The following is an 18,968-nucleotide window of genomic DNA, read 5'->3' on the forward strand; positions in this document are numbered from 1 at the left end:
GTACTCGAGTGCCGAGCCGATCCAGCCGCTGGCGGCGGCTTTCTTCGACTGGTGCGAGCCTTGCGGCTCGTGGGGCGCGGGGGCGGTCATGGTTGTCTCCAGTTTTGTCGTGATTTGCCGCAGCGTAGTGCGACGTGACCGTTGGCAACAAGCAGGAAACGCCCGAGTTCGTTCGATGATCGCGCATCGATGTGCGAAGAGCGTATGTGCCGAGGGTTTCCCCGAGTCAGCGCCGCGCGCCGGACAGCCTAACCGGCCCCGCGCATGCAACCGCTGCCGGTCACCAAAAGATGCAGCTACAGCACCCGCAGGATGGACAGCGCCGTGTCCTGCAGCACCTGGAGCACACGCTGCAGCGCCTGGTCGGCGGTTTCCTCGCCAACCGGCATGTTCACGCTGAGGGCCGCCATGACCTTGCCGTGCCGATCACGCAGCGGCACCGCCACGCCCCGCACGCCAATCTGCAGCTGCTGCTCCACCACCGCGTAATCCTGCCGGCCCGCCTTGCGGATCTCGTCGAGCAGGCGCTCGCGCTGCAGGATGGTGTACGGCGTGTAGGGCGTCAGCACGCAGGTCTCCAGCCATTCCCTGACCTTCTCCTCGGGCTGCGAGGCCAGCATCATCACGCCGGCCGAAGCGAGCGGCGCCGGCACACGCGCGCCCAACACGAAGCCGGTGCTCATCACGCGGCTGGTGCTGGTGCGCGAGATGAACACCAGCTCCCAGCCATCGAGCACGCTCAGGTAAGCCACCTCGCCCAGCGCCGCCGTGATCTGCTGCAGGAACGGCTGCACCGTGCGCGGCAGCCGCGCCGAGTCGAAATACGACCAGCCGACCTTGAGCACGCGCGGCGTCAGGCTGAACAACGTGCCTTCGCTGGTGAGGTAGCCCAGGTGCTCGAGCGTCAGCAGGTAACGGCGCGCCGCCGTGCGCGTGAGGCCGGTCAGCTCGGCGGCCTGTGTCGGCGTCAGGCGCGGGTGGTCATGGTCAAAGGCCTCCAGGATGGCGAGCCCTTTCTCCAGGCCGGCAATCCAGTCGCGGCGGTTCAGCGGATCCTTTTCCATGGCGATAACCCTAGATTCGAGCGACATTCGCTCCCAAGCGGACGATTATCGCACGCAGATGCGCGCATAGTGCTTGTGAGCAGCTGAGGGGCCCGCCTACGCTTGCGCCATCACCACCTGCCGCTAGCGCTTGCACATGAGTTCGCCCAGCCCGCGACGCCTTCCCAAGAGCATCGCCACCGTGTCCTTGTCCGGTACGTTGCCGGAGAAACTGGAGGCCGCCGCCGCCGCCGGTTTCGACGGCATCGAGATCTTCGAGAACGACCTGCTGCATTTCGAAGGCTCGCCCGCGGACGTGCGCCGCATTGCGTCGGACCTCGGGCTCGCGATCGCGCTGTACCAGCCCTTCCGCGATTTCGAGGCCATGCCCGACGCGCTACGCGCGCGCAACCTGGCCCGCGCCGAGCGCAAATTCGACGTCATGGCGCAGTTGGGCGTCGACACAATCCTCGTGTGCAGCAACGTGCAGGACATCGCCATCGACGATCCGGCCCGCGCGGCCAACGATCTGCGCCAGATGGCAGAGGCTGCGGCGCAACGCGGGCTCAAGCTCGGCTACGAGGCGCTCGCCTGGGGCAAGCACACGCGCAGCTGGCGGCAGGCGTGGCAGATCGTGAAGCAGGCGGATCACCCCGCGCTCGGGCTGATCCTGGACAGCTTCCACACGCTATCACTGGGCGACACGCTGGATGGCATCGAAGACGTGCCGCCGGAAAAGCTCTTCTTCGTCCAGTTTGCCGATGCGCCAAAGTTGTCGATGGACGTGCTGTCCTGGAGCCGGCACTACCGCAACTTCCCCGGCCAGGGCGACCTGCCCGTGACGGACTTCGCGCGTGCCGTGCTCAAGGCCGGCTACACCGGCCCGCTGTCGCTCGAAATCTTCAACGATGAATTCCGTGCCGCGCCAGCCCGGCAGACGGCGCTGGACGGCATGCGCTCACTGATCTGGCTGGAGTCCGAAGCGGGTGGTATCGCCCTGCCCGCCCCGCCGCGCTTCGAGGGCGTCGACTTCCTGGAGTTCGCCGTCGACTACGTGGCCGGGCGCGAACTGCAAACCCGCCTGCGCTCGCTGGGCTTTGCCCATGCCGGGCACCATCGCTCCAAGGCCGTGGACCTCTATCGGCAAGGCCACGTCAACGTGATCCTGAACATGGAGCAGGACAGCGCGGCCGCCGAGCACTTCCAGCTGCATGGCCCGTCGGTCTGTGCGATCGGCCTGAAGGTGGACGACGCCGCGCGCGCCATGGAACGCGCGCGTGCGCTGCTGTGCAAGGAATGGCGCGAGTCGGTGGGCCCGGACGAGCGCACCATCCCCGCGCTGCGCTCGCCGGACGGCATGCTGTTCTACCTGATCGATGACCACGATGCCGACCGCAGCATCTACGAGAGCGACTTCGTCCTGAACGCCGTCACCGACCGCCCCACCGCAGGGCTGGCATCGATCGACCACGTTGCCCAGGCGCTGCCCGCGCACCGACTCGATAGCTTCGTGCTGTTCTACCGCGCCGTGTTCGGCATGCGGGCCGAGGCCGTGCAGGAGATCGCCGACCCATATGGGCTGGTCCGCAGCCGCGCCATGGTCAGCCCCGACCAGCGCGTGCGGATTCCATTGAACGTGTCCGAGAGCGGGCGAACGGCAACGGGCCGCTTCCTCACTGCCTATGCGGGCTCGGGCGTGCATCACGTGGCGTTCCGCACCGCGCACCTGTGCGACACGATCGAATCAATCGACCGTAGTGCCGCCCGCATGCTGCACGTGCCGGACAACTACTACGACGACGTGGCCGCACGGCTCGGCCTGGACGACGCGCAGCTCGCCCGCCTGCAGCGCGACGGCCTGCTCTACGACCGCGACCCGCACGGCGACTTCCTGCACGCCTATACCGAGCCCTTCCACGAGCGCTTCTTCTTCGAGCTGGTGGAGCGCAACGGCTACGCGGGCTACGGCGCGGCCAACGCGGCGGTGCGCATGGCGGCGCAAGCGCAACTGAACCGCAACCACGCCGCGCGGTTGGACTGACCTAGCCACGGACCCAGTTGCAGAAACGCCGCAGGTGCGCAGCGCACGGCGCCTCGTAAAAACCCGCGTTGCGTCCATTGAACGCGCCTTCGCGTTCGATGATCGCACCCGCGCAGCCTGACCGTGATTGGCGACAAAGAGGGCGCCTTCTAAGCTGCCCCTCGTCGCGTGCCATGCCGGCACCGGGAGGCCGGCAGACCAGACCAGTTTCAACACCCACGACAAAGGAGACGGGGAAACCATGCGTAAAACCACCATCGCCGCCCTGGCGCTCGGAGCCACGAGCCTGCCAGCATTGGCGCAATCCACGGGAAGCGTCACCCTCTACGGGTTGATCGACACCACCATCCGCTACAGCACGCACGAAAACGCCGCCGGCAACAACAAGGTGCAGATGACCGACGGTGTGCTGACCGGCAGCCGCTGGGGCTTGCGCGGCACCGAAGACCTCGGCGGCGGCACCAAGGCGCTGTTCATCCTGGAATCCGGCTTCGCCCCGAACACCGGCACCAGCCAGCAAGGCGGCCGCCTGTTCGGACGCACCGCCGTGGTGGGCCTGGAGAGCGACTACGGCAAGCTCTACCTCGGCCGGCAGTACACGCTGGCGCACGAGGTGCTGTCGTCGTATGAAGCCATGGCGTTCGCCAACAACTCCATCGTGGGCTATCAGGGCGGCAACTACACCGGCCTGCGCTACGACAACACCGTGAAATACATCAAGTCGTTCGGCGGGCTGCAGCTGGCCGGCGCCTGGACCTTCGGCGGCGTCGCCGGCAGCTTCAGCTCGGGCTCGGCGGGCGCGGGCTCGATCGTCTACAGCATGGGTTCGGCCGAAGTGGGCGCGGTCTACCAAGTCACGCACGACGTCTCGTCGGCCTACTTCAACGCGGTGCCGACGGCCCTGGCCAGCAAGCAGACGGTGTGGGGCCTGGGCGGCCGCTGGGACACGTCCATCGCCACCTGGTACCTGGGCTACACCAACAACCGCCTGGACGTGGCGGACTACAAGAACCAGGTGGCCTACGTCGGTGCCAAGGTGCCGCTGGCCGGCGCCTTGAGCTTCATCGGCACGGTCCAATACGACTGGATGCGCCACCTCGACACCAGCGGCAAGCGCCTGACCACCGCCGGCATGCTCGACTACGCCTTCAGCAAGCGCACCGATGTGTATGCCGAAGTTGACTACACGCACCTGCAAGGCGGCTGGATCGGGCTGAACAGCTCGGCCAGCTTCAACAACTCGGGCAACACGTTCGGCAATGGCTCACGGCTGGGCGTGATGCTCGGCATGCGGCATAAGTTCTGACGCTGCGCCTCGAAACGCCTCGCTTGATCTGACTGGCCGTGTCCCGCAAAGCGCGTGGGGCACGGCCAGTTGCCTTTCCGGAGGCGCATGGGTCCGACGCCCGTTCACGCCGCTATCGAACGACAACACCCGACAAGATGCAAACGGACTCGGGTAACCGTGGAGGTCCAGGGCGACCACATGACTCCCCAGGCACGCATCCTGCACCTGCAGCCGCGTCAGGTCGCACGTCGGAGCTTGCTCTCGATCGCCAGGTGAACATCGCCAGTTCGCGAACATTCGCCGACATCTGAAGTCTCGTTCGACACGCCTAGGGACAATGTTCAAAACAACGCCGGCAAGTCCAAGCTGAGATGCTGAGCAATCGGAACCGCATTCGATGAACGATTGCGCCGGAACTCGACACGTTGTGCGATTGGCGGGAGCGGTATCGACCGCGCATCGGGACGCAATTGGCTCCTGACTGATTCACGACTGCAGCCGATGACGCATCATCCACAGATTGCTCAAGGCAAACAGCGTGTGCAGTTGCTGCGTGTTCTTCATCAACCCGCGATAGCGCACCTTCACGTGGCCGAACTGGCGCTTGATGACCCGGAACGGATGTTCCACCTTGGCGCGAATACGTGCCTTGATCCGTGCGAGCTCATCCTGCAACCTGCCCAGCGGCTTGGTCTTGTCGTGCGCGCGGCGCTTGCCCGGGCGCATCGCGACGTGCCATTCCACCTCGAAGCCTTGTGTCTCGTCGCGCTTTTCCACGCCTTGGTAACCCGCATCACCAAACACGTCGGCTTGCGAACCATTATTTGATTGCCCACACCGGAGGAAGTTTTGAATACCATCCCTAGGTCATGCAGAATGCTCGCCAACTAGGATGTGGAGGCTGGCGCGTGGCGATCAACTTTGACTTGACGGACTTGCAGGCGTTTCGCGCGGTGGCGGAGCTGGGGAGCTTCCGAAAGGCCGCTGAGGCGGTCAATATTTCACAGCCCGCGTTGAGTCGCCGGATCGACAAACTCGAGGAAGCGCTCGGCGTGCCTCTGTTCGAGCGCACCACGCGCAGCGTCAAGCTCACCACTGTCGGCCGCGTATTTGCCCGCAGCGCGGAACAATTGCTCGATGATCTCGACGTGGCGCTGCTCAGCATCCGCGACGTTTCATCGAGCCGACTGGGCCATGTGACCATCGCGTGCGTGCCTTCTGTGGCCTACTACTTTTTGCCGAACCTCATTGCGAGCTATCACCGCCGCTTTCCACGCATCAAGGTCAAGCTGCTGGATTCAAGCGCGAACGAGGTGCTTGGTGCGGTGATCAGCGGCGAGGCGGACTTTGGCGTGAGCTTTATGGGCAGCCAGGAGCCCGAGATCGAGTTCAAGATGCTGCTGCAGGAGCGGTTTGTTGCTGCGTGCCGGCGCGATCATCCCCTTGCGCGCAAGAAGCGCGTGAGTTGGAGCGAGTTCTACGAGCACGAATACGTGTCGGTGGACAAAACTTCTGGCAACCGTCTGTTGCTCGACCAGGCGTTGTCGGCCGTGGCACCGCGTGCGCCGAGCGTATGCGAGACGCGGCACGTCACGACCATGTTGGGGTTGGTTGAAGCAGGGCTCGGTGTCGCCGCAGTGCCATCAATGGCCATGCCTGGGCGTGATCACCCTATCCTCACGAGCGTGCCGCTCGTCGAACCAGTGGTGAAACGACGCGTGGGCATCGTAAAGCGACGCGGGCGCGCGCTCACGCCTGCGGCGGAGGCGTTTCACCGGATGATCATTGAAGCGAAGCGCGGCATCACCAGAAACAATGCATGACGTGAACCTGCTGTGTCCGCAAGCCCCGCTTCAATGTGCTGGTGCGGAATCGAGCCCGGTCGATTTCACGTCGGCTTGTACCTCCGGGGATGCAAGGTAATCGAGTAGCGCCTTGGCTTCCTTCGGATGCTGCGCACCGACGGGAACACCTGCAGCAAAGCGCGTGACCGATTGCAGCGACTCGGGAATCTTGCCAACGAAGGTTGCACCCTGGACCGGCAGCAGCTCGCTCACCTGCTGAAAGCCGATTTCGTACTCACCGTTTGCCACCACCGACGCCACCGGAATCCGCGGGACCATCTTCGCCTTCGGCTTGACCTGCTCTTCGATACCCAGCTTTTTGAACAACTCTCGCTCGATATAGACGCCGCTTGCGCTGTCTGAGTAGGCGATGGACTTTGCATGGAGCAGCACTTGCTTGAGGCCCTCCGCCGTGCTGATATCGGGCTTCGCCGCACCTTCGCGCACAACCAATCCGATGCGTGAATCCGCCAGCTCAACGCGCGAACCCGGAATCACCTTGCCCTGCTTGATCAGATCGTCAAGGGCGTAGCCCACCATGATGACGACGTCCGCAGGCTCGCCACGCGCGAGCCTGTTCGGAATTGCTTCGGGCGACTTGCCCATCGACGGACCGAGCGCGGTGTCGAGCGTGTTGCCCGTCTGGGATGCAAACCTGGGCCCGAGCAGCTTGTAGGCGGCGGTAAAGCCGCCCGAGCTCATGACGTGCAGATCGGCGGCATGTACGTTCGCCGTTGCGGCCGAGGTTGCGACGAGCGCGACCGCGCATAGTTTCAGAAGCAGGTTCTTCATAGTGATGGTCGTGCAGAGTGGTACGTGTTTGGGCGCGTCCAGGACAGGCTGAGAGTCAGAGCGCCGGCGTCAGCGTCACTGCGCGGCGACGATACAGCGCGAACGTCGCAAAGAGAGCGCACAAGGCAGCGAAGCTCATCCAATAGCCTGGCGCGGCCTTGTCGCCGGTCATGTGAATGGCCGCCGTCGAGATCGCGGGCGTAAAGCCACCAAAGACCGCCGTCGCCAGGCTATACGCAAGCGAGAAGCCTGCAACCCGTACCTGCGCCGGCATCACCTCCGTTAGCGCAACGATCATCGCGCCGTTATAGATGCCATACATGAACGAGAGCCACAGGAGCACGAGCAGCATGTTGAAGAAGCTCGGCGCGTGAGCAAGCAGCGAGAGCGCCGGATATGCGGTGGCGATGGTCAACACCGTCATGCCGACGAGGAGCGGACGGCGACCGATCTTGTCGGAGAGCGCACCGCCGATGGGCAGCCAGACGAAGTTCGACACGCCCACACACAGGGTGACAAGCAAGCTATCGGCAGTGCTCAGGTGCAGGACTGTCTTGCCGAAAGTCGGTGCATACACCGTGATGAGGTAGAAGCTCGTAGTGGTCATCGCCACCAGCATCATGCCGGCGACCACGACGGACCAGTTCTGAACAAGCGTGCCGAATGCTTCCTTCATGCTAGGGCGATGCTCGCGAGCCTTGAACTCCTGCGTTTCCTCGAGATTGCGGCGCAGCACAAAGATGAAAGGCACAATCATGCAACCGACGAAGAACGGTACACGCCATCCCCACGCGGCGATGGCCGGTGCGTCCAGCCATTGATTGAGCGCGAACCCGAGGCCAGCCGCGACGACAATCGCCACCTGCTGGCTAGCAGACTGCCAGCTCGTGAAGAAGCCCTTGCGGCCCGGCGTAGCCATCTCGGCCAGATAGACCGACACGCCGCCCAATTCGGCGCCTGCCGAGAAGCCCTGCAGGAGCCGTCCGAGCAACACGAGCGCAGGCGCCAGAAGGCCGATCGTGGCGTAGCCGGGGACGAACGCGATCAGGACGGTACCGCTTGCCATGATGGAGAGCGTGACGATGAGGCCCTTTCGACGACCAACGTCGTCGATGTAGGCTCCAAGCACGATCGCGCCCAACGGTCGCATCAGAAAACCCGCGCCAAAGACAGCAAACGTCATCATCAACGAGGCGAACTCGCTCACGGTTGGAAAGAAGACGTTGGCGATCTGCGTGGCGTAGAAGCCGAACAGGAAGAAGTCGAACTGCTCCAGGAAATTCCCGGCGGTGACGCGGACAACCGCTGCGGCCTTTGAATGCCCGGTCGAAAGGCTGGACGGGGGGTGCATCGAGGTCTCTCCTGGAATCCAAAAAAAAAAACGCCGTGATCCGGTCGCTTGTAGTTTTGGCAATGTTCTCCGGGACACCGACAAACGAGAAGTGCAATTTTCGGAACGATTGATGTTCTTTGATTATCAATCGATCTGGCTCACACCGCCGCGTTTTTGCCGCGCAACGGGGTGAGCCGTGGAGGCGAATCACGCGACACGCCTCCACATAGGGATATCGTTCAAAACGCAGGCACAACGGCCTCGACGCCTTGACTGCTCAAGGTTCACGGAGCGTTGCAGGCGAGTTTTGAACACCCTCCCTAGATCTCCCGGAGCTTCAAGGGTCGTTTCTGCCCCTCGCACGCGCATGCCGGCCCTCGTGCCGGATCGTGCGCGGCCCGCCAAACGCGGCGTCTGGCGGGCGAAGAAGCTGGAGTCGCAGCCACCAAGAGGCGACTGAGGGTCGATTGGAGCCGGTCGCGGGCCATCGGGGCACCTTCGGGTGAAACCGGGCCAGTTTCGGTCGTCCGTCAACGCATTGAGTCGGGCCGGGTCCGAGCTGCACGGCGTGCAGGGCACAGGGGTAGTTTCCGCGGGAGAAGCTACCCATCGCTTCGGTAACCGAGGGGCTGCATGCGAGCCCGCCGCTTCAAGCGTGAAACATACTTCTGGTCAATATTGCGAGCGCACGTTGTCGTCTAATCTTGCCTAGACAGCCCGATCATCGGGGGCAGACTGCTGTGAATAGCGAGATCAGATCGTTGACCGGGTTACGGGGAATCGCCGCCCTCCTTGTGGCGATCCTCCACATTCACCAGCCAAGTGGTGATAACTGGCTGTCGACATTCTTCCGCCACGGCTATCTTGCCGTTGACCTTTTCTTTGTACTCAGCGGCTTTGTCATGGCACTGACCTACGGTGTCATGTTTCGAGAGGGTTTCTCGGGCAAGGCGTACGGTATTTTCTTGGCGAAGCGCCTTGCCCGCGTCTATCCGCTCTATTTGATTCTCACGGTCACTTTCGCGGGCCTCGCGGTGATGGTCGGCGCGCAGTGGGTGTACGGGAAAAATTTCGCATTTGTGGTTGCCGCCAACCTTGCTTTGGTGCAGGCATGGGGCATGGCACCCTCTCTCACACCTGCGGCCTGGTCGATCAGCACGGAGTGGGCGGCCTATCTTTTGTTTCCCTGGCTCGCCATTGGTGTCCTCCACGGACGAAGGACCTATGTTTGCATTTGGGCTGTCATCTGCGCCGGCAGTATCGCAGCTCTTGCCCTCAACAACTCCCATTTCATTAGGCCGAACGGACCAGGGGGATACGGGCCACTTGATGTCACTAGGTTCGATTCGCTTGGCCCGATGGTTCGATGCATTGCTAGCTTTTCGCTTGGGATAACCGCCTATCGCTTGCGTGGCGTCCCAAGTATTCGCAAATGGCTGGAAAACTCGAACGTATCAAGTTTGCTGTGCATTATTACTCTCGGCCTAGCGTGCATCCCAAACGCGGACGTTTTCGTTGTAATGACCTTCCCGGCTCTGGTGACAAGCCTATCGCTCCACAAATCTGGAATCTCGAGCTTTCTGAGCAGCAAGGCCACCTATTCATTGGGCTTGTGGTCGTACTCGCTGTACTTAGTACACCTGCCGTTCCGTCCCGCTCAGATAAGTCTTGCCGCCACGCTTTCAGCCTCCATCCCCTGGGGGGCAAGCGTTCTGGCAAGTGTTTTGATCCTAACTGTCGTCCTGATGCTATCGATGGTGACTTACTTCGCGATAGAGAAGCCGTCTCGAACCCTGCTGCAATCCGTTCTGCGCCTCCGTGCGGACAGTGCATCCAACACCAAATGCGAGTCTTCCTCCAGGTCCTCTGCGCAGATGGCAGACCCGCACGGTTGAGGACTGTGCCGAGTCCTCGGTCAACGGGGCGGTCGCATATCAATCATGCGTCAACATGGTCGAACGTCGGAGAAGGATCGGACAGCGACTGTTCGAAGCAGCGCACACCGGATCTCCCTACGCTAGAAAGGAAATTGTCATGGAGCGCAGAATGCCCCTGTCGCTCGTCGCGTGTCATGGAGCAAGGGCAAGCTCACCGGGCGAAAGCCACCAGTTGTGTCGCCAGTCGCGTGAATTCTGTCACCCGACAAGATCAGGCTTGAAAAATGCAAATTACTGTATATATTTACAGTGTACGTATATACAGTGGGTGCCGCCGTGGACGACCTGATCCGTATCGAAAACGAGTACGACCGCCAGACCGTGGCCTGGCTGCGCGAGCGCTTGGGCGAGCAAGCCCTGTGCGAAGTCGTGATACGCATGCACGGACACGGCAAGCCGTATGCCTCGGCGGTCTGCCGCACACTGGGCCTGGTGCCACCGCCGCGCCGGCAGGTGTCACGGTCGATCAATCGGGCGGTGGGTGAGGCCTATCTCGCCAATATCCGCGCGCTGCTGGCCGGCCACGCTGTCGGCGGGCATCCGGCAGCGGCCTGAACGTCAATCCGCCAGCGTGGCGGCGGTTTCTTCGCGCAGCCACGTCAGCCATGCGCCCGCCGGGCTGGAGGGCTGAATGGGCGCCGGCGCCAGCAGGCAATACGCGGAGCCGTCGCGCACAAATCCATCAGGCGCCACCAAGCGCCCATCGGCCAGGTCATCTCCCACCATTAGCCTGGACGCGATCGCCGTACCCTGCCCGGCCAGCGCGGCTTGCAAGCTCAGGTAGAAATGCTCGTAACGCGCTTCCTGGCTGCGGCCGCGCGGGCGAGACACACCGCTCACGCGCCACCAAGTCTGCCAGGCATCCGGCCGCGTGGCCGTGTGCAGCAGCCGGCGGCGCACTGCCGCGTCCGCTCCTGGTGCATGGACCGGCCCAATCCACTCCTCACAGACCTGCTCGGCATACACGTGTGCCGGCCACGCAAAATCGTTGCGCCGCAAGGCCACGTCGACACCTGTCCGGCTGAAATCGATTGGCCCGCCGGCCGCAAACAGATGCACCTGGATGGCCGGATGGCGCGCCTGGAAGCGTGACAGCCGGGGGATCAGCCAACGCATGGCCAGCGTCGGCTCGCACGACACCACCAATGCGGACGGTGTCGCCCGTCGCGCAATCCGGTCGAATGCATCTGTGAGCATGGCGAACGCATCCGCTGTTGTGCCGCGCAGCTGCTCGCCGGCGGGCGTCAGGAAGACCGCACGGTTGCGGCGCTCGAACAGCGGCACACCCAGGGCCTCCTCAAGCTGTCGGATCTGCCGGCTCACCGCGCCATGCGTGACATGCAGCTCCTGCGCCGCGCGCACGAAGCTGCCGTGCCGGGCCGCCGCCTCGAAGACGCGCAGGGTGTTAAGCGGAGGAAGCGCCATCTGTCAGTTTTTCTCACGGAAAGACGGCATCATAAATCGATTTTCAGCGGCGGTGCAGCCTTGCAGAATCGGGGCATCCAAACCATCGCCCCCGCCTCTGCCATGAGTGAACTCCTTGCCGTTGCCGTCATCACCATACTGGCCGTCATCAGCCCGGGGCCGGACTTCGCCATGGTCACGCGCAACAGCCTGCTGTTCGGCCGGCGCGCCGGGCTGCTGTGCGCGCTGGGGATTGCGTTGGGCGTGCAGGTGCACGTGTTCTATACGATGTTCGGGGTGGGCCTGCTGATGGCGCATGCGCCCGCGCTGCTGGGCGCCGTCAAGCTGGCAGGTGCGGCCTACCTGGTGTGGATCGGCTGGAAGACGCTCGCCGCCAAGGCTTTGCCGGCAGACGCCAACACGGCAGATGGGCAACCAGCGGGCGCCTCGCTCTCGACCGGGGCCGCGCTGCGCATGGGCTTCCTGACCAATGCACTCAATCCGAAGACGACGCTGTTCGTGGTCAGCACCTACACGCAGGTAGTGCACCCCGGCACCTCACAGGTGGCGCAGTTCGGCTATGGGTTGTTCATGTCGGCGGCGCACGCGGCGTGGTTTGCGCTGGTGGCCACGGTGTTTGCCTCCGGCACGCTGCGGCAGGCGTTGCTGGCGCGGCAGCGTGTGGTGGATCGCGTGATCGGCGTGATCCTGATCGGGCTGGGCATGGCGCTGGGGGTCGCACGCTTGGCGTGACCCACCACGCCCCGTGGCATGGCATGCGGCCGAGCGTCGCAGTGCCGCGCCAATGCTTGACCAGGCAGTATCCTCGCGCGATGTCCGCCACCCGCACCGTCCGCAAACCTCGGCCCCGCCAGCGTCTTGCACGCACGCGCGGGGCGGCGTGGGCGCTGCTGTGGTGTTACCTGTTGGCGGCCACACTGATGCCGCTGGCGCATGCCGCCGTCGCCAAGTTCGAGCGGCTGCCGGTCACGCTGTGTTCCGCACATGGCGCGGGCGTCATCGTCATTCCACTGACGGACCCAGCCGAGCGCAAGCGCGTCGAGCAATCGATGCATGCGCCAGCCTGTTGCAGCGCGTGCGCAGTCCCGGCTGACATCGCTGCACCTCCAAGCCTGACGGCACCGAATGCGCCTGCACTGCTCGGCAGCGTCAACGCACAGCGCCCGGCAGAGCCACCTCATCTCGCGCGCGCCAATCAGCAGCGCGCCCGCGCCCCACCTCTGGGCTGATCCGCCCTCCCACACAGACACGTTTGCCCGCACCGCGCTTGCGCTGCCGGGCTTCACCCTTTTCGTCTTTCACACCATGCTGGATCATTCCTTGCCCGGCCGGCACGCCATCGCCCTCGCGATTGCCACGCTGCTGACCACCTCCGCCGCCAAGGCGGCCGAACCCACACCACCCGAATTCGACCTCGCCGCGACGATGGTGATCGCACCAGCGCCGTCATCGCCGCTGACCATCGTCACCGATCCGAAATCGCCGCGCCAGCCGTTGCCCGCCAGCGACGGCGCGGACTACCTGAAAACCATCCCCGGCTTCACCGCCATCCGCAGCGGCGGCACCAACGGCGACCTGGTGTTGCGCGGCATGTTCGGCTCGCGGCTGAACATCCTCACCAACGGCACCACCATGCTGGGCGCCTGTCCGGGCCGCATGGACGCGCCCACCTCGTACATCGCGCCCGAGAGCTACGACAAGCTGACCGTCATCAAGGGGCCGCAATCGGTGATCTACGGGCCGATGGGCTCAGCCGGCACCATCCTGTTCGAGCGCAACACCAAACGCTTTGCCGAACCGGGCGCGCGCTTCGATGGCAGCGTGGTGGCCGGCTCCTTTGGCCGCAATGACCAGAACGCCGATTTCACCGCCGGCAACCCCGATGCCTACGCCCGCATCATCGCCAACCACGCCCACGCACAGGACTACAAGGATGGCAACGGCAACACCATCCCCTCGCAGTGGGACAAATGGAACGTCGACACCGCGCTCGGCCTCACGCCCGACGACCACACCCGCCTGGAGCTGACCGCCGGCACCGGCGACGGCTACGCGCGCTACGCCGGCCGCGGCATGGACGGCGTGCACTTCCGCCGCGAAAGCCTCGGCCTGCGTTTCGACAAATCGCACATCGGCGAAGTCCTGCAGCGCATCGAGGCGCAGGTCTACTACAACGATGCCGACCACGTGATGGACAACTTCACGCTGCGCGCGCCCGACCCGATGAGCAGCATGCCGACGGCGATGGCCTCCGACGTGGGTCGGCGCACCCTCGGCGGGCGTGTGGCCGCTACGCTGCGCTGGGCCGATGCACTGCAGCTCGTCACCGGCGTCGACATGCAGAGCAGCCGCCTGCGCTCGCGCAGCGGCACCGACCTGGTGTCGTACAGCACGCTGCCCTGGGTGCCGAGCGCCAGCTTCTTCAACACCGGCGCCTTTGGCGAGTTGACGTGGTTTGCCACCGAACAGCGCCGCCTGATCGCCGGCGCGCGCATCGACCAGACCACTGCCCGCGACGACCGCACCGTCATCAGCAGCATGATGGGTGCCCGCCCCAACCCGACCGCCGGCGACGACCGCACGCGCACGCTGCCCAGCGGCTTCGTGCGCTACGAGCACGATGTATCCGGGCTCCCAGCCACGGTCTATGCCGGCCTCGGCCATGCCGAGCGCTTTCCGGATTACTGGGAGCTGATCTCGCCGCGCATGGGCCCGGCCGGGTCAGTCAACGCGTTCTCGGCCATCCAGCCGGAGAAGACCACGCAGCTCGATGTGGGCGCGCAATACAAGAGCGCTCGCCTCGATGCGTGGGTGTCGGCGTATGCGGGCGTGGTCAACGACTTCATCCTGTTCAACTACCGGCCCGGCATGATGGGGGCGATGTCGCAGGTGTCCAACGTGGATGCGCGCATTGCCGGCGGCGAGCTGGGCGGCACGTGGCGCCTGGGCGGGCCGCATCGATGGCGCCCTCGCCTATGCGTGGGGGCGCAATGCCAGCACCGGCCAGCCCCTGCCGCAGATGCCGCCGCTCGATCTGCGCCTGGGCGTGGAGTACGAGCAAGGGCCCTGGTCGGCCGGCGGGCTGTGGCGCGTGGCAGCGGCCCAGCACCGCTATGCATTGAGCCAGGGCAACGTGGTGGGCCAGGACTTCGGGCCGAGCGCGGGCTTTGGCGTCCTGTCGCTGCACGCAGGCTACGCCTTCGGCAAGACGGCGCGCGTGACGGTCGGGGTCGACAACCTGCTGAACAAGACCTACACCGAGCACCTGAACCTGGCCGGCAATGCGGGCTTTGGCTTTCCTGCGCGCACGCCGATCACGGAGCCCGGCCGCACGGTGTGGGCACGCATGAGCCTCAAGATGTAGCACGAGGAGAGCGGCGCAACGTCGCATGCACATCCCGCGACGGAAATCGCCAAAAGTGACGGATCGGGCCGCCGGCACGGATTGAGAACCCGGGCCCATTGCACTACCTTGGAGACAACAGCGATCGCACGCCAAGCTGGTGCGCGGTCGCTTTTCATTTGAATCCAAGGAGTCTCTCTCTCATGCTTCATACGCTTTCCAAATTGTGGTGGGTATTGGCCCTGCGCGGTGTCTGCGCCATCGTGATCGGCATCGGCGCGTTCATGGTGCCCTCGGCAACGCTGGCCGCGCTCATCCTGGTGTTTGGCGCCTACGCGCTGGTGGAGGGCGGCCTGCTGCTGTTCACGGCGCTTGGCAGCCACCGCCATGCGCCGGACCGCTGGCCGCTGCTGCTGCAAGGGCTGCTGGGCGTGGTGGTGGGTGGGCTGACGCTGTTCAACCCGGCTGTCACGGCGCTCGGGCTGTTGTTCTACATCGCGGCATGGCTGCTGGCACAAGGTGTGCTGCAGATCGTGGTGGCCGTGCGCCTGCGCGAGGAGTTGTCCAGCGAATGGTGGCTGATCGCGGCGGGCGCCCTGAGCGTGCTGCTGGCGATCTGGCTGCTGTGGCAGCCGCAGGCCGGTGTGCTGGCGGTGCTGTGGTGGATTGGCGCATGGGCGGTGGTCTGGGGCGTCTCGCTCCTCAGCGCTTCGCTGCGCATGCGCAAGTGGGCGCGCAGCGGCACCGCGCGCGCGTTTGGCTAACTCGCCGCTCGGGCGGCGTTCATCATGCCTGCCTACTTTCGCAACCGCACCGATGCCGGCCGGCAACTCGGCGTTGAACTGGCCACGCTGGATCTGCCGCCGCCGCGCATCGTGCTCGCGCTGCCGCGTGGCGGCGTGCCGGTGGGTCACGCCATCGCGCAAGCATTGGATGCCGCATTGGACATCGTGCTGGTGCGCAAGATCGGCGCGCCCGGCCAGCCGGAACTGGCACTGGGCGCGATTGCCGATTGCGGTGCCGGCGTGCCGCCGTATATCGAGTGGAACATCTCCCTACTGCATCTGGCCGCGCCAACCCAGGCCTACCTCGACCACGTCGTCGCCGATGAGCTGACCGAACTGGAGCGGCGGCGCATCCGCTACGGTGCCGAGCATCCGCCGCAGGCCGGCTCCCTGGCAGACGCCACCGTCATCGTCACCGATGACGGCGTGGCGACCGGCGCCACCGTGCGCGCCGCGCTCGCTGCCGTGCGCCGCGCCGGCCCGGGCAAGCTGGTGCTGGCCATGCCCGTCGCGCCTGACGATGCCTGGCTGACCCTGCGCGAGCAAGCCGACGAAGCCATCTGCCTGGTTACGCCCTCCTCCGACACGTTCCGCGCCGTCGGCCTGTATTACGGCGATTTCGAGCAGACCGAAGACGCCGAGGTCATCGCCCTGCTGGCGGATCGCCGGACGCGCTAGTCCGGCTGTGCATTCACCGACGTCTCCCCCGTGTCAACAAACCTGACGATGCCCTCGCCTCGGTCATGGCCATTTAGTTATTGAGAATCATTATCATTTGGCTTATCGTTGCGAACTCCAACAACCCACGTTGTTTCGTCAATAGGAGTTCGCTGCATGTTGCCCTCGCTTCGCCGGAAGGCCACCCTGGCCACCCTGGCCGCGCCGTCCTGGTCCCGCCGCTCCGGGACATCGCTCCGGCCGCTGGCCCTGACCGCCCGCATGGCGTTCGCCGGCATCCTGACCTCCGGGCTGGGGCTGCCCGCCTTCGCGCAAAGCCAGGGCACCGTCGCGGCGGCAAACGCGACGGGCACTGCCGAACACACCGTCGAGCTGTCGGAAACGGTGGTCACCGGCCGCAGCTCGGACGACCCGACCCGCGCCTATGCCGGCGGGCAAACGGCCCGCGGCGGCCGCGTGGGCCTGCTCGGCAACAAGGAAGCGATGGACACGCCGTTCAGTGTCAGCACCTACACCGCCCGCCGCATGGAAGACCAGCAGGCCACCACGCTGGCCGACGTGCTGAACAAGGATGCCTCGGTGCGCTTTACCGGCCAGACCGGCGGCGTGACGGATTCGTTCTACATCCGCGGCTTCCCTGTCGGTGAAGGCAATCTGAGCGAGGTCGCGTTCGACGGCGTGTATGGCATCGCGCCCAACTATCACATCTTCCCGGAGTACGTGGAGCGCGTGGAGGTGATCAAAGGCCCGGCGGCGCTGCTCTACGGCATGTCGCCCAACAGTGGCGTAGGCGGCGTGGTCAACATCGTGCCCAAGCGCGCGCTGGCGCAGGACCTGACGCGCTTCACGACGACGTACGCATCGGATGGGCAGGTAGGCGGCCATCTCGACATGAGCCGCCGCTTTGGCGAAGGCCGCGAATTCGGCATCCGCTTCAACGGCTCGCACCGGCAGGGCACAACCGCGCTGGACAACCAGCGCTCGCGCACCGACATCGGCGCGCTGTCGCTGGACTACCAAGGTGACCGGTTGCGCGCGTCGCTGGACTTCATCACGCAGCACGAGCAGGTGGATGCGCCAACGCGCCCCTTCCTTCTGGCGCCGGGCCTTGCCATGCCTTCGGCCGCGGACGGGCGGCGCAATGTCACGCAGTCGTGGGGTTGGTGGAAGTCGGACGGGCAATCGGCGCTGGCGCATGCGGAGTACGACCTGACCGACAAGACCACGCTGTTTGCCGACGCAGGCGGCTCGCAAACCAGCGTCGGCCGGCTGTCGGACCAGACACCGACGATCCTGAACGCTGCCGGCGATACGCGCTCGACGCCGGGCTACTACAAGTTCCAGGTCAACCGCACCACCGCCGATGCGGGGTTGCGCACGCGCTTCGATACCGGCGCGGTCAAGCACGCGTTCACGCTGCAGGCGAGCGTGTATCACGACCGCGTGGCGACGGCCAACAACATGGGCTCGCCGATCCTGTCGAATATCTACGCACCGGTGGCGGCGCCCGAGCTGTTCATCGCGGCGCCCAGCTCGGTGCCGAAGACCTCGTCGTCGCAGCTCTCGGGCGTGGCGCTGGCCGACACGATGAGCGTGCTGAACGACCGCCTGCAACTGACGCTGGGCCTCCGGCAGCAGCAGGTGCACTCCGACAACTTCAGCGCCGCCACGGGCGCCGCCACCTCGACCTATGACAAGAGTGCCGTTACGCCGATGGCGGGCATCGTCGTCAAGCCGTGGCAGAACGTGTCGGTGTATGCCAACTACATCGAGGGGCTGAGCAAGGGCGACATCGCGCCGACCACGGCGTCGAACGCCGGCCAGGTCTTCGCGCCGTACAAGACCAAGCAGGTTGAGACCGGCGTGAAAGCCGATTACAACGGCTTGCTGGCCACACTGGCCGTGTTCCAGATCACCAAGCCGAGTGGCCAACTGACCGGCACGGTATACGGCGTGAACGGCGAACAGCGCAACCGCGGCGTGGAGCTGAACGTGTCCGGCGAGCCGATCAAGGGCGTACGCCTGCTGGGCGGCGTCACGGCACTCGACGCCGTGCTGACCAAGACCACCAGCGCGGCCACCGTCGGCAACCGGCCGGTCGGCGTGCCGGACTGGATGGCCAACGCGGGCGCGGAGTGGGACCTGCCCTGGGTGCCGGGCCTGTCGCTCAACGGCAGCGTGACCTACACGGGCAAGGAATACATCAACCAGGCCAACACGCAATCCGTGCCGTCCTGGACCACGGTGGACCTCGGCGCGCGCTACACCACCAAGATCCAAGGCAAGTCGACCACCTTCCGCGCCAGCGTGCTGAATGTGTTCGACCGCAAGTACTGGTCGGGCGTGGCGTCGTTCGGGACCGTCTCACTGGGCGCGCCGCGCACTGTGGTGTTATCCGCCTCGGTGGATTTCTAAACCGCAACGGGAGTCACGCATATGCCAGGCACTGCGCTGTTTCC

At 65.0% G+C, this 18,968-nt stretch carries 14 protein-coding genes and 2 pseudogenes; 11 read left to right on the plus strand and 5 right to left on the minus strand.

The genetic code is table 11. From position 1 onward, the window contains the following. Positions 1–296: 296 nt before the first annotated feature. A complete protein-coding gene (locus QZ609_RS06485) occupies positions 297–1,064 on the minus strand; it encodes an IclR family transcriptional regulator C-terminal domain-containing protein (RefSeq protein ID WP_295492387.1) in 768 nt (255 codons plus the stop codon). 136 nt (positions 1,065–1,200) lie between these two features. On the opposite strand from QZ609_RS06485, the gene QZ609_RS06490 reads away from it, so the two are divergent. Together QZ609_RS06490 and QZ609_RS06495 are read left to right on the plus strand one after the other, a co-directional pair. After that, complete coding sequence (locus tag QZ609_RS06490; protein WP_295492389.1) at positions 1,201–3,084, plus strand: sugar phosphate isomerase/epimerase and 4-hydroxyphenylpyruvate domain-containing protein; 1,884 nt, start codon at positions 1,201–1,203, stop codon at positions 3,082–3,084. A gap of 241 nt (positions 3,085–3,325) precedes the next feature. Continuing rightward, positions 3,326–4,390, plus strand: coding sequence for a porin (locus tag QZ609_RS06495; protein ID WP_295492391.1), 1,065 nt, complete (start codon positions 3,326–3,328; stop codon positions 4,388–4,390). Between the two features lie 468 nt (positions 4,391–4,858). Here QZ609_RS06495 and QZ609_RS06500 read toward each other — a convergent pair. After that, positions 4,859–5,194 (minus strand): annotated as a pseudogene (locus QZ609_RS06500) (transposase); the annotation flags it as partial. Positions 5,195–5,280: 86 nt separating this feature from the next. Here QZ609_RS06500 and QZ609_RS06505 point away from each other — a divergent pair. Beyond that, complete coding sequence (locus QZ609_RS06505) at positions 5,281–6,195, plus strand: LysR family transcriptional regulator (protein WP_295492393.1); 915 nt, start codon at positions 5,281–5,283, stop codon at positions 6,193–6,195. Positions 6,196–6,225: 30 nt separating this feature from the next. Here QZ609_RS06505 and QZ609_RS06510 read toward each other — a convergent pair whose 3' ends face one another. Together QZ609_RS06510 and QZ609_RS06515 are read right to left on the minus strand one after the other, a co-directional pair. After that, complete coding sequence (locus tag QZ609_RS06510; RefSeq protein ID WP_295492396.1) at positions 6,226–7,008, minus strand: substrate-binding domain-containing protein; 783 nt, start codon at positions 7,006–7,008, stop codon at positions 6,226–6,228. 55 nt (positions 7,009–7,063) lie between these two features. Further along, entirely contained in the window at positions 7,064–8,359 is a 1,296-nt protein-coding gene (locus QZ609_RS06515; protein WP_295492398.1) for an MFS transporter, read from the minus strand. Between the two features lie 722 nt (positions 8,360–9,081). On the opposite strand from QZ609_RS06515, the gene QZ609_RS06520 reads away from it, so the two are divergent. Both QZ609_RS06520 and QZ609_RS06525 read left to right on the plus strand, forming a co-directional pair. Beyond that, positions 9,082–10,236 (plus strand): acyltransferase, encoded by a 1,155-nt coding sequence (locus tag QZ609_RS06520; RefSeq protein WP_295492400.1) that lies wholly within the window; start codon positions 9,082–9,084, stop codon positions 10,234–10,236. A gap of 318 nt (positions 10,237–10,554) precedes the next feature. Continuing rightward, positions 10,555–10,833 carry a hypothetical protein gene (locus QZ609_RS06525; protein WP_295492402.1) on the plus strand — a complete coding sequence of 93 codons (279 nt, stop codon included), beginning with the start codon at positions 10,555–10,557 and terminating at the stop codon, positions 10,831–10,833. Between the two features lie 3 nt (positions 10,834–10,836). Here the strand turns inward: QZ609_RS06525 and QZ609_RS06530 are convergent, their stop codons facing one another. Next, a complete protein-coding gene (locus QZ609_RS06530; protein ID WP_295492404.1) occupies positions 10,837–11,703 on the minus strand; it encodes a LysR family transcriptional regulator in 867 nt (288 codons plus the stop codon). Between the two features lie 102 nt (positions 11,704–11,805). Here QZ609_RS06530 and QZ609_RS06535 point away from each other — a divergent pair, with 102 nt between their 5' ends. The 6 genes and pseudogenes from QZ609_RS06535 (at position 11,806) to QZ609_RS06560 (ending at position 18,924) form a co-directional block, all read left to right on the plus strand. Then, positions 11,806–12,435, plus strand: a complete 630-nt coding sequence (locus QZ609_RS06535; RefSeq protein ID WP_295492408.1) for a LysE family transporter — start codon at positions 11,806–11,808, stop codon at positions 12,433–12,435. Positions 12,436–12,515: 80 nt separating this feature from the next. Continuing rightward, positions 12,516–12,932: a hypothetical protein gene (locus QZ609_RS06540; protein WP_295492410.1), complete on the plus strand. Its 417-nt coding sequence runs from the start codon at positions 12,516–12,518 to the stop codon at positions 12,930–12,932. A 211-nt stretch (positions 12,933–13,143) separates the two neighbouring features. Beyond that, positions 13,144–15,067 (plus strand): annotated as a pseudogene (locus tag QZ609_RS06545) (TonB-dependent copper receptor); the annotation flags it as partial. A gap of 182 nt (positions 15,068–15,249) precedes the next feature. Beyond that, the gene (locus QZ609_RS06550) at positions 15,250–15,810 is read left to right on the plus strand and encodes an HdeD family acid-resistance protein (protein ID WP_295492411.1); all 561 of its coding nucleotides are present in this window, start codon (positions 15,250–15,252) and stop codon (positions 15,808–15,810) included. Between the two features lie 24 nt (positions 15,811–15,834). Next, complete coding sequence (locus QZ609_RS06555; RefSeq protein ID WP_295492413.1) at positions 15,835–16,509, plus strand: phosphoribosyltransferase; 675 nt, start codon at positions 15,835–15,837, stop codon at positions 16,507–16,509. Between the two features lie 156 nt (positions 16,510–16,665). Further along, positions 16,666–18,924, plus strand: a complete 2,259-nt coding sequence (locus QZ609_RS06560; protein ID WP_295492415.1) for a TonB-dependent siderophore receptor — start codon at positions 16,666–16,668, stop codon at positions 18,922–18,924. The last annotated feature ends 44 nt before the right edge of the window (positions 18,925–18,968 follow it).

This window comes from uncultured Ralstonia sp., assembly GCA_913056305.1.
Taxonomy (GTDB): Bacteria; Pseudomonadota; Gammaproteobacteria; order Burkholderiales; family Burkholderiaceae; genus Ralstonia.

What these genes read in the sequence shown, in the direction of transcription:
- QZ609_RS06485 (WP_295492387.1), bottom strand. Translation starts at nt 1,064, where the DNA reads ATGGAAAAGGATCCGCTGAACCGCCGCGACTGGATTGCCGGCCTGGAG.
- QZ609_RS06490 (WP_295492389.1), top strand. Translation starts at nt 1,201, where the DNA reads ATGAGTTCGCCCAGCCCGCGACGCCTTCCCAAGAGCATCGCCACCGTG.
- QZ609_RS06495 (WP_295492391.1), top strand. Translation starts at nt 3,326, where the DNA reads ATGCGTAAAACCACCATCGCCGCCCTGGCGCTCGGAGCCACGAGCCTG.
- QZ609_RS06510 (WP_295492396.1), bottom strand. Translation starts at nt 7,008, where the DNA reads ATGAAGAACCTGCTTCTGAAACTATGCGCGGTCGCGCTCGTCGCAACC.
- QZ609_RS06515 (WP_295492398.1), bottom strand. Translation starts at nt 8,359, where the DNA reads ATGCACCCCCCGTCCAGCCTTTCGACCGGGCATTCAAAGGCCGCAGCG.
- QZ609_RS06530 (WP_295492404.1), bottom strand. Translation starts at nt 11,703, where the DNA reads ATGGCGCTTCCTCCGCTTAACACCCTGCGCGTCTTCGAGGCGGCGGCC.
- QZ609_RS06535 (WP_295492408.1), top strand. Translation starts at nt 11,806, where the DNA reads ATGAGTGAACTCCTTGCCGTTGCCGTCATCACCATACTGGCCGTCATC.
- QZ609_RS06540 (WP_295492410.1), top strand. Translation starts at nt 12,516, where the DNA reads ATGTCCGCCACCCGCACCGTCCGCAAACCTCGGCCCCGCCAGCGTCTT.
- QZ609_RS06550 (WP_295492411.1), top strand. Translation starts at nt 15,250, where the DNA reads ATGCTTCATACGCTTTCCAAATTGTGGTGGGTATTGGCCCTGCGCGGT.
- QZ609_RS06555 (WP_295492413.1), top strand. Translation starts at nt 15,835, where the DNA reads ATGCCTGCCTACTTTCGCAACCGCACCGATGCCGGCCGGCAACTCGGC.
- QZ609_RS06560 (WP_295492415.1), top strand. Translation starts at nt 16,666, where the DNA reads ATGTTGCCCTCGCTTCGCCGGAAGGCCACCCTGGCCACCCTGGCCGCG.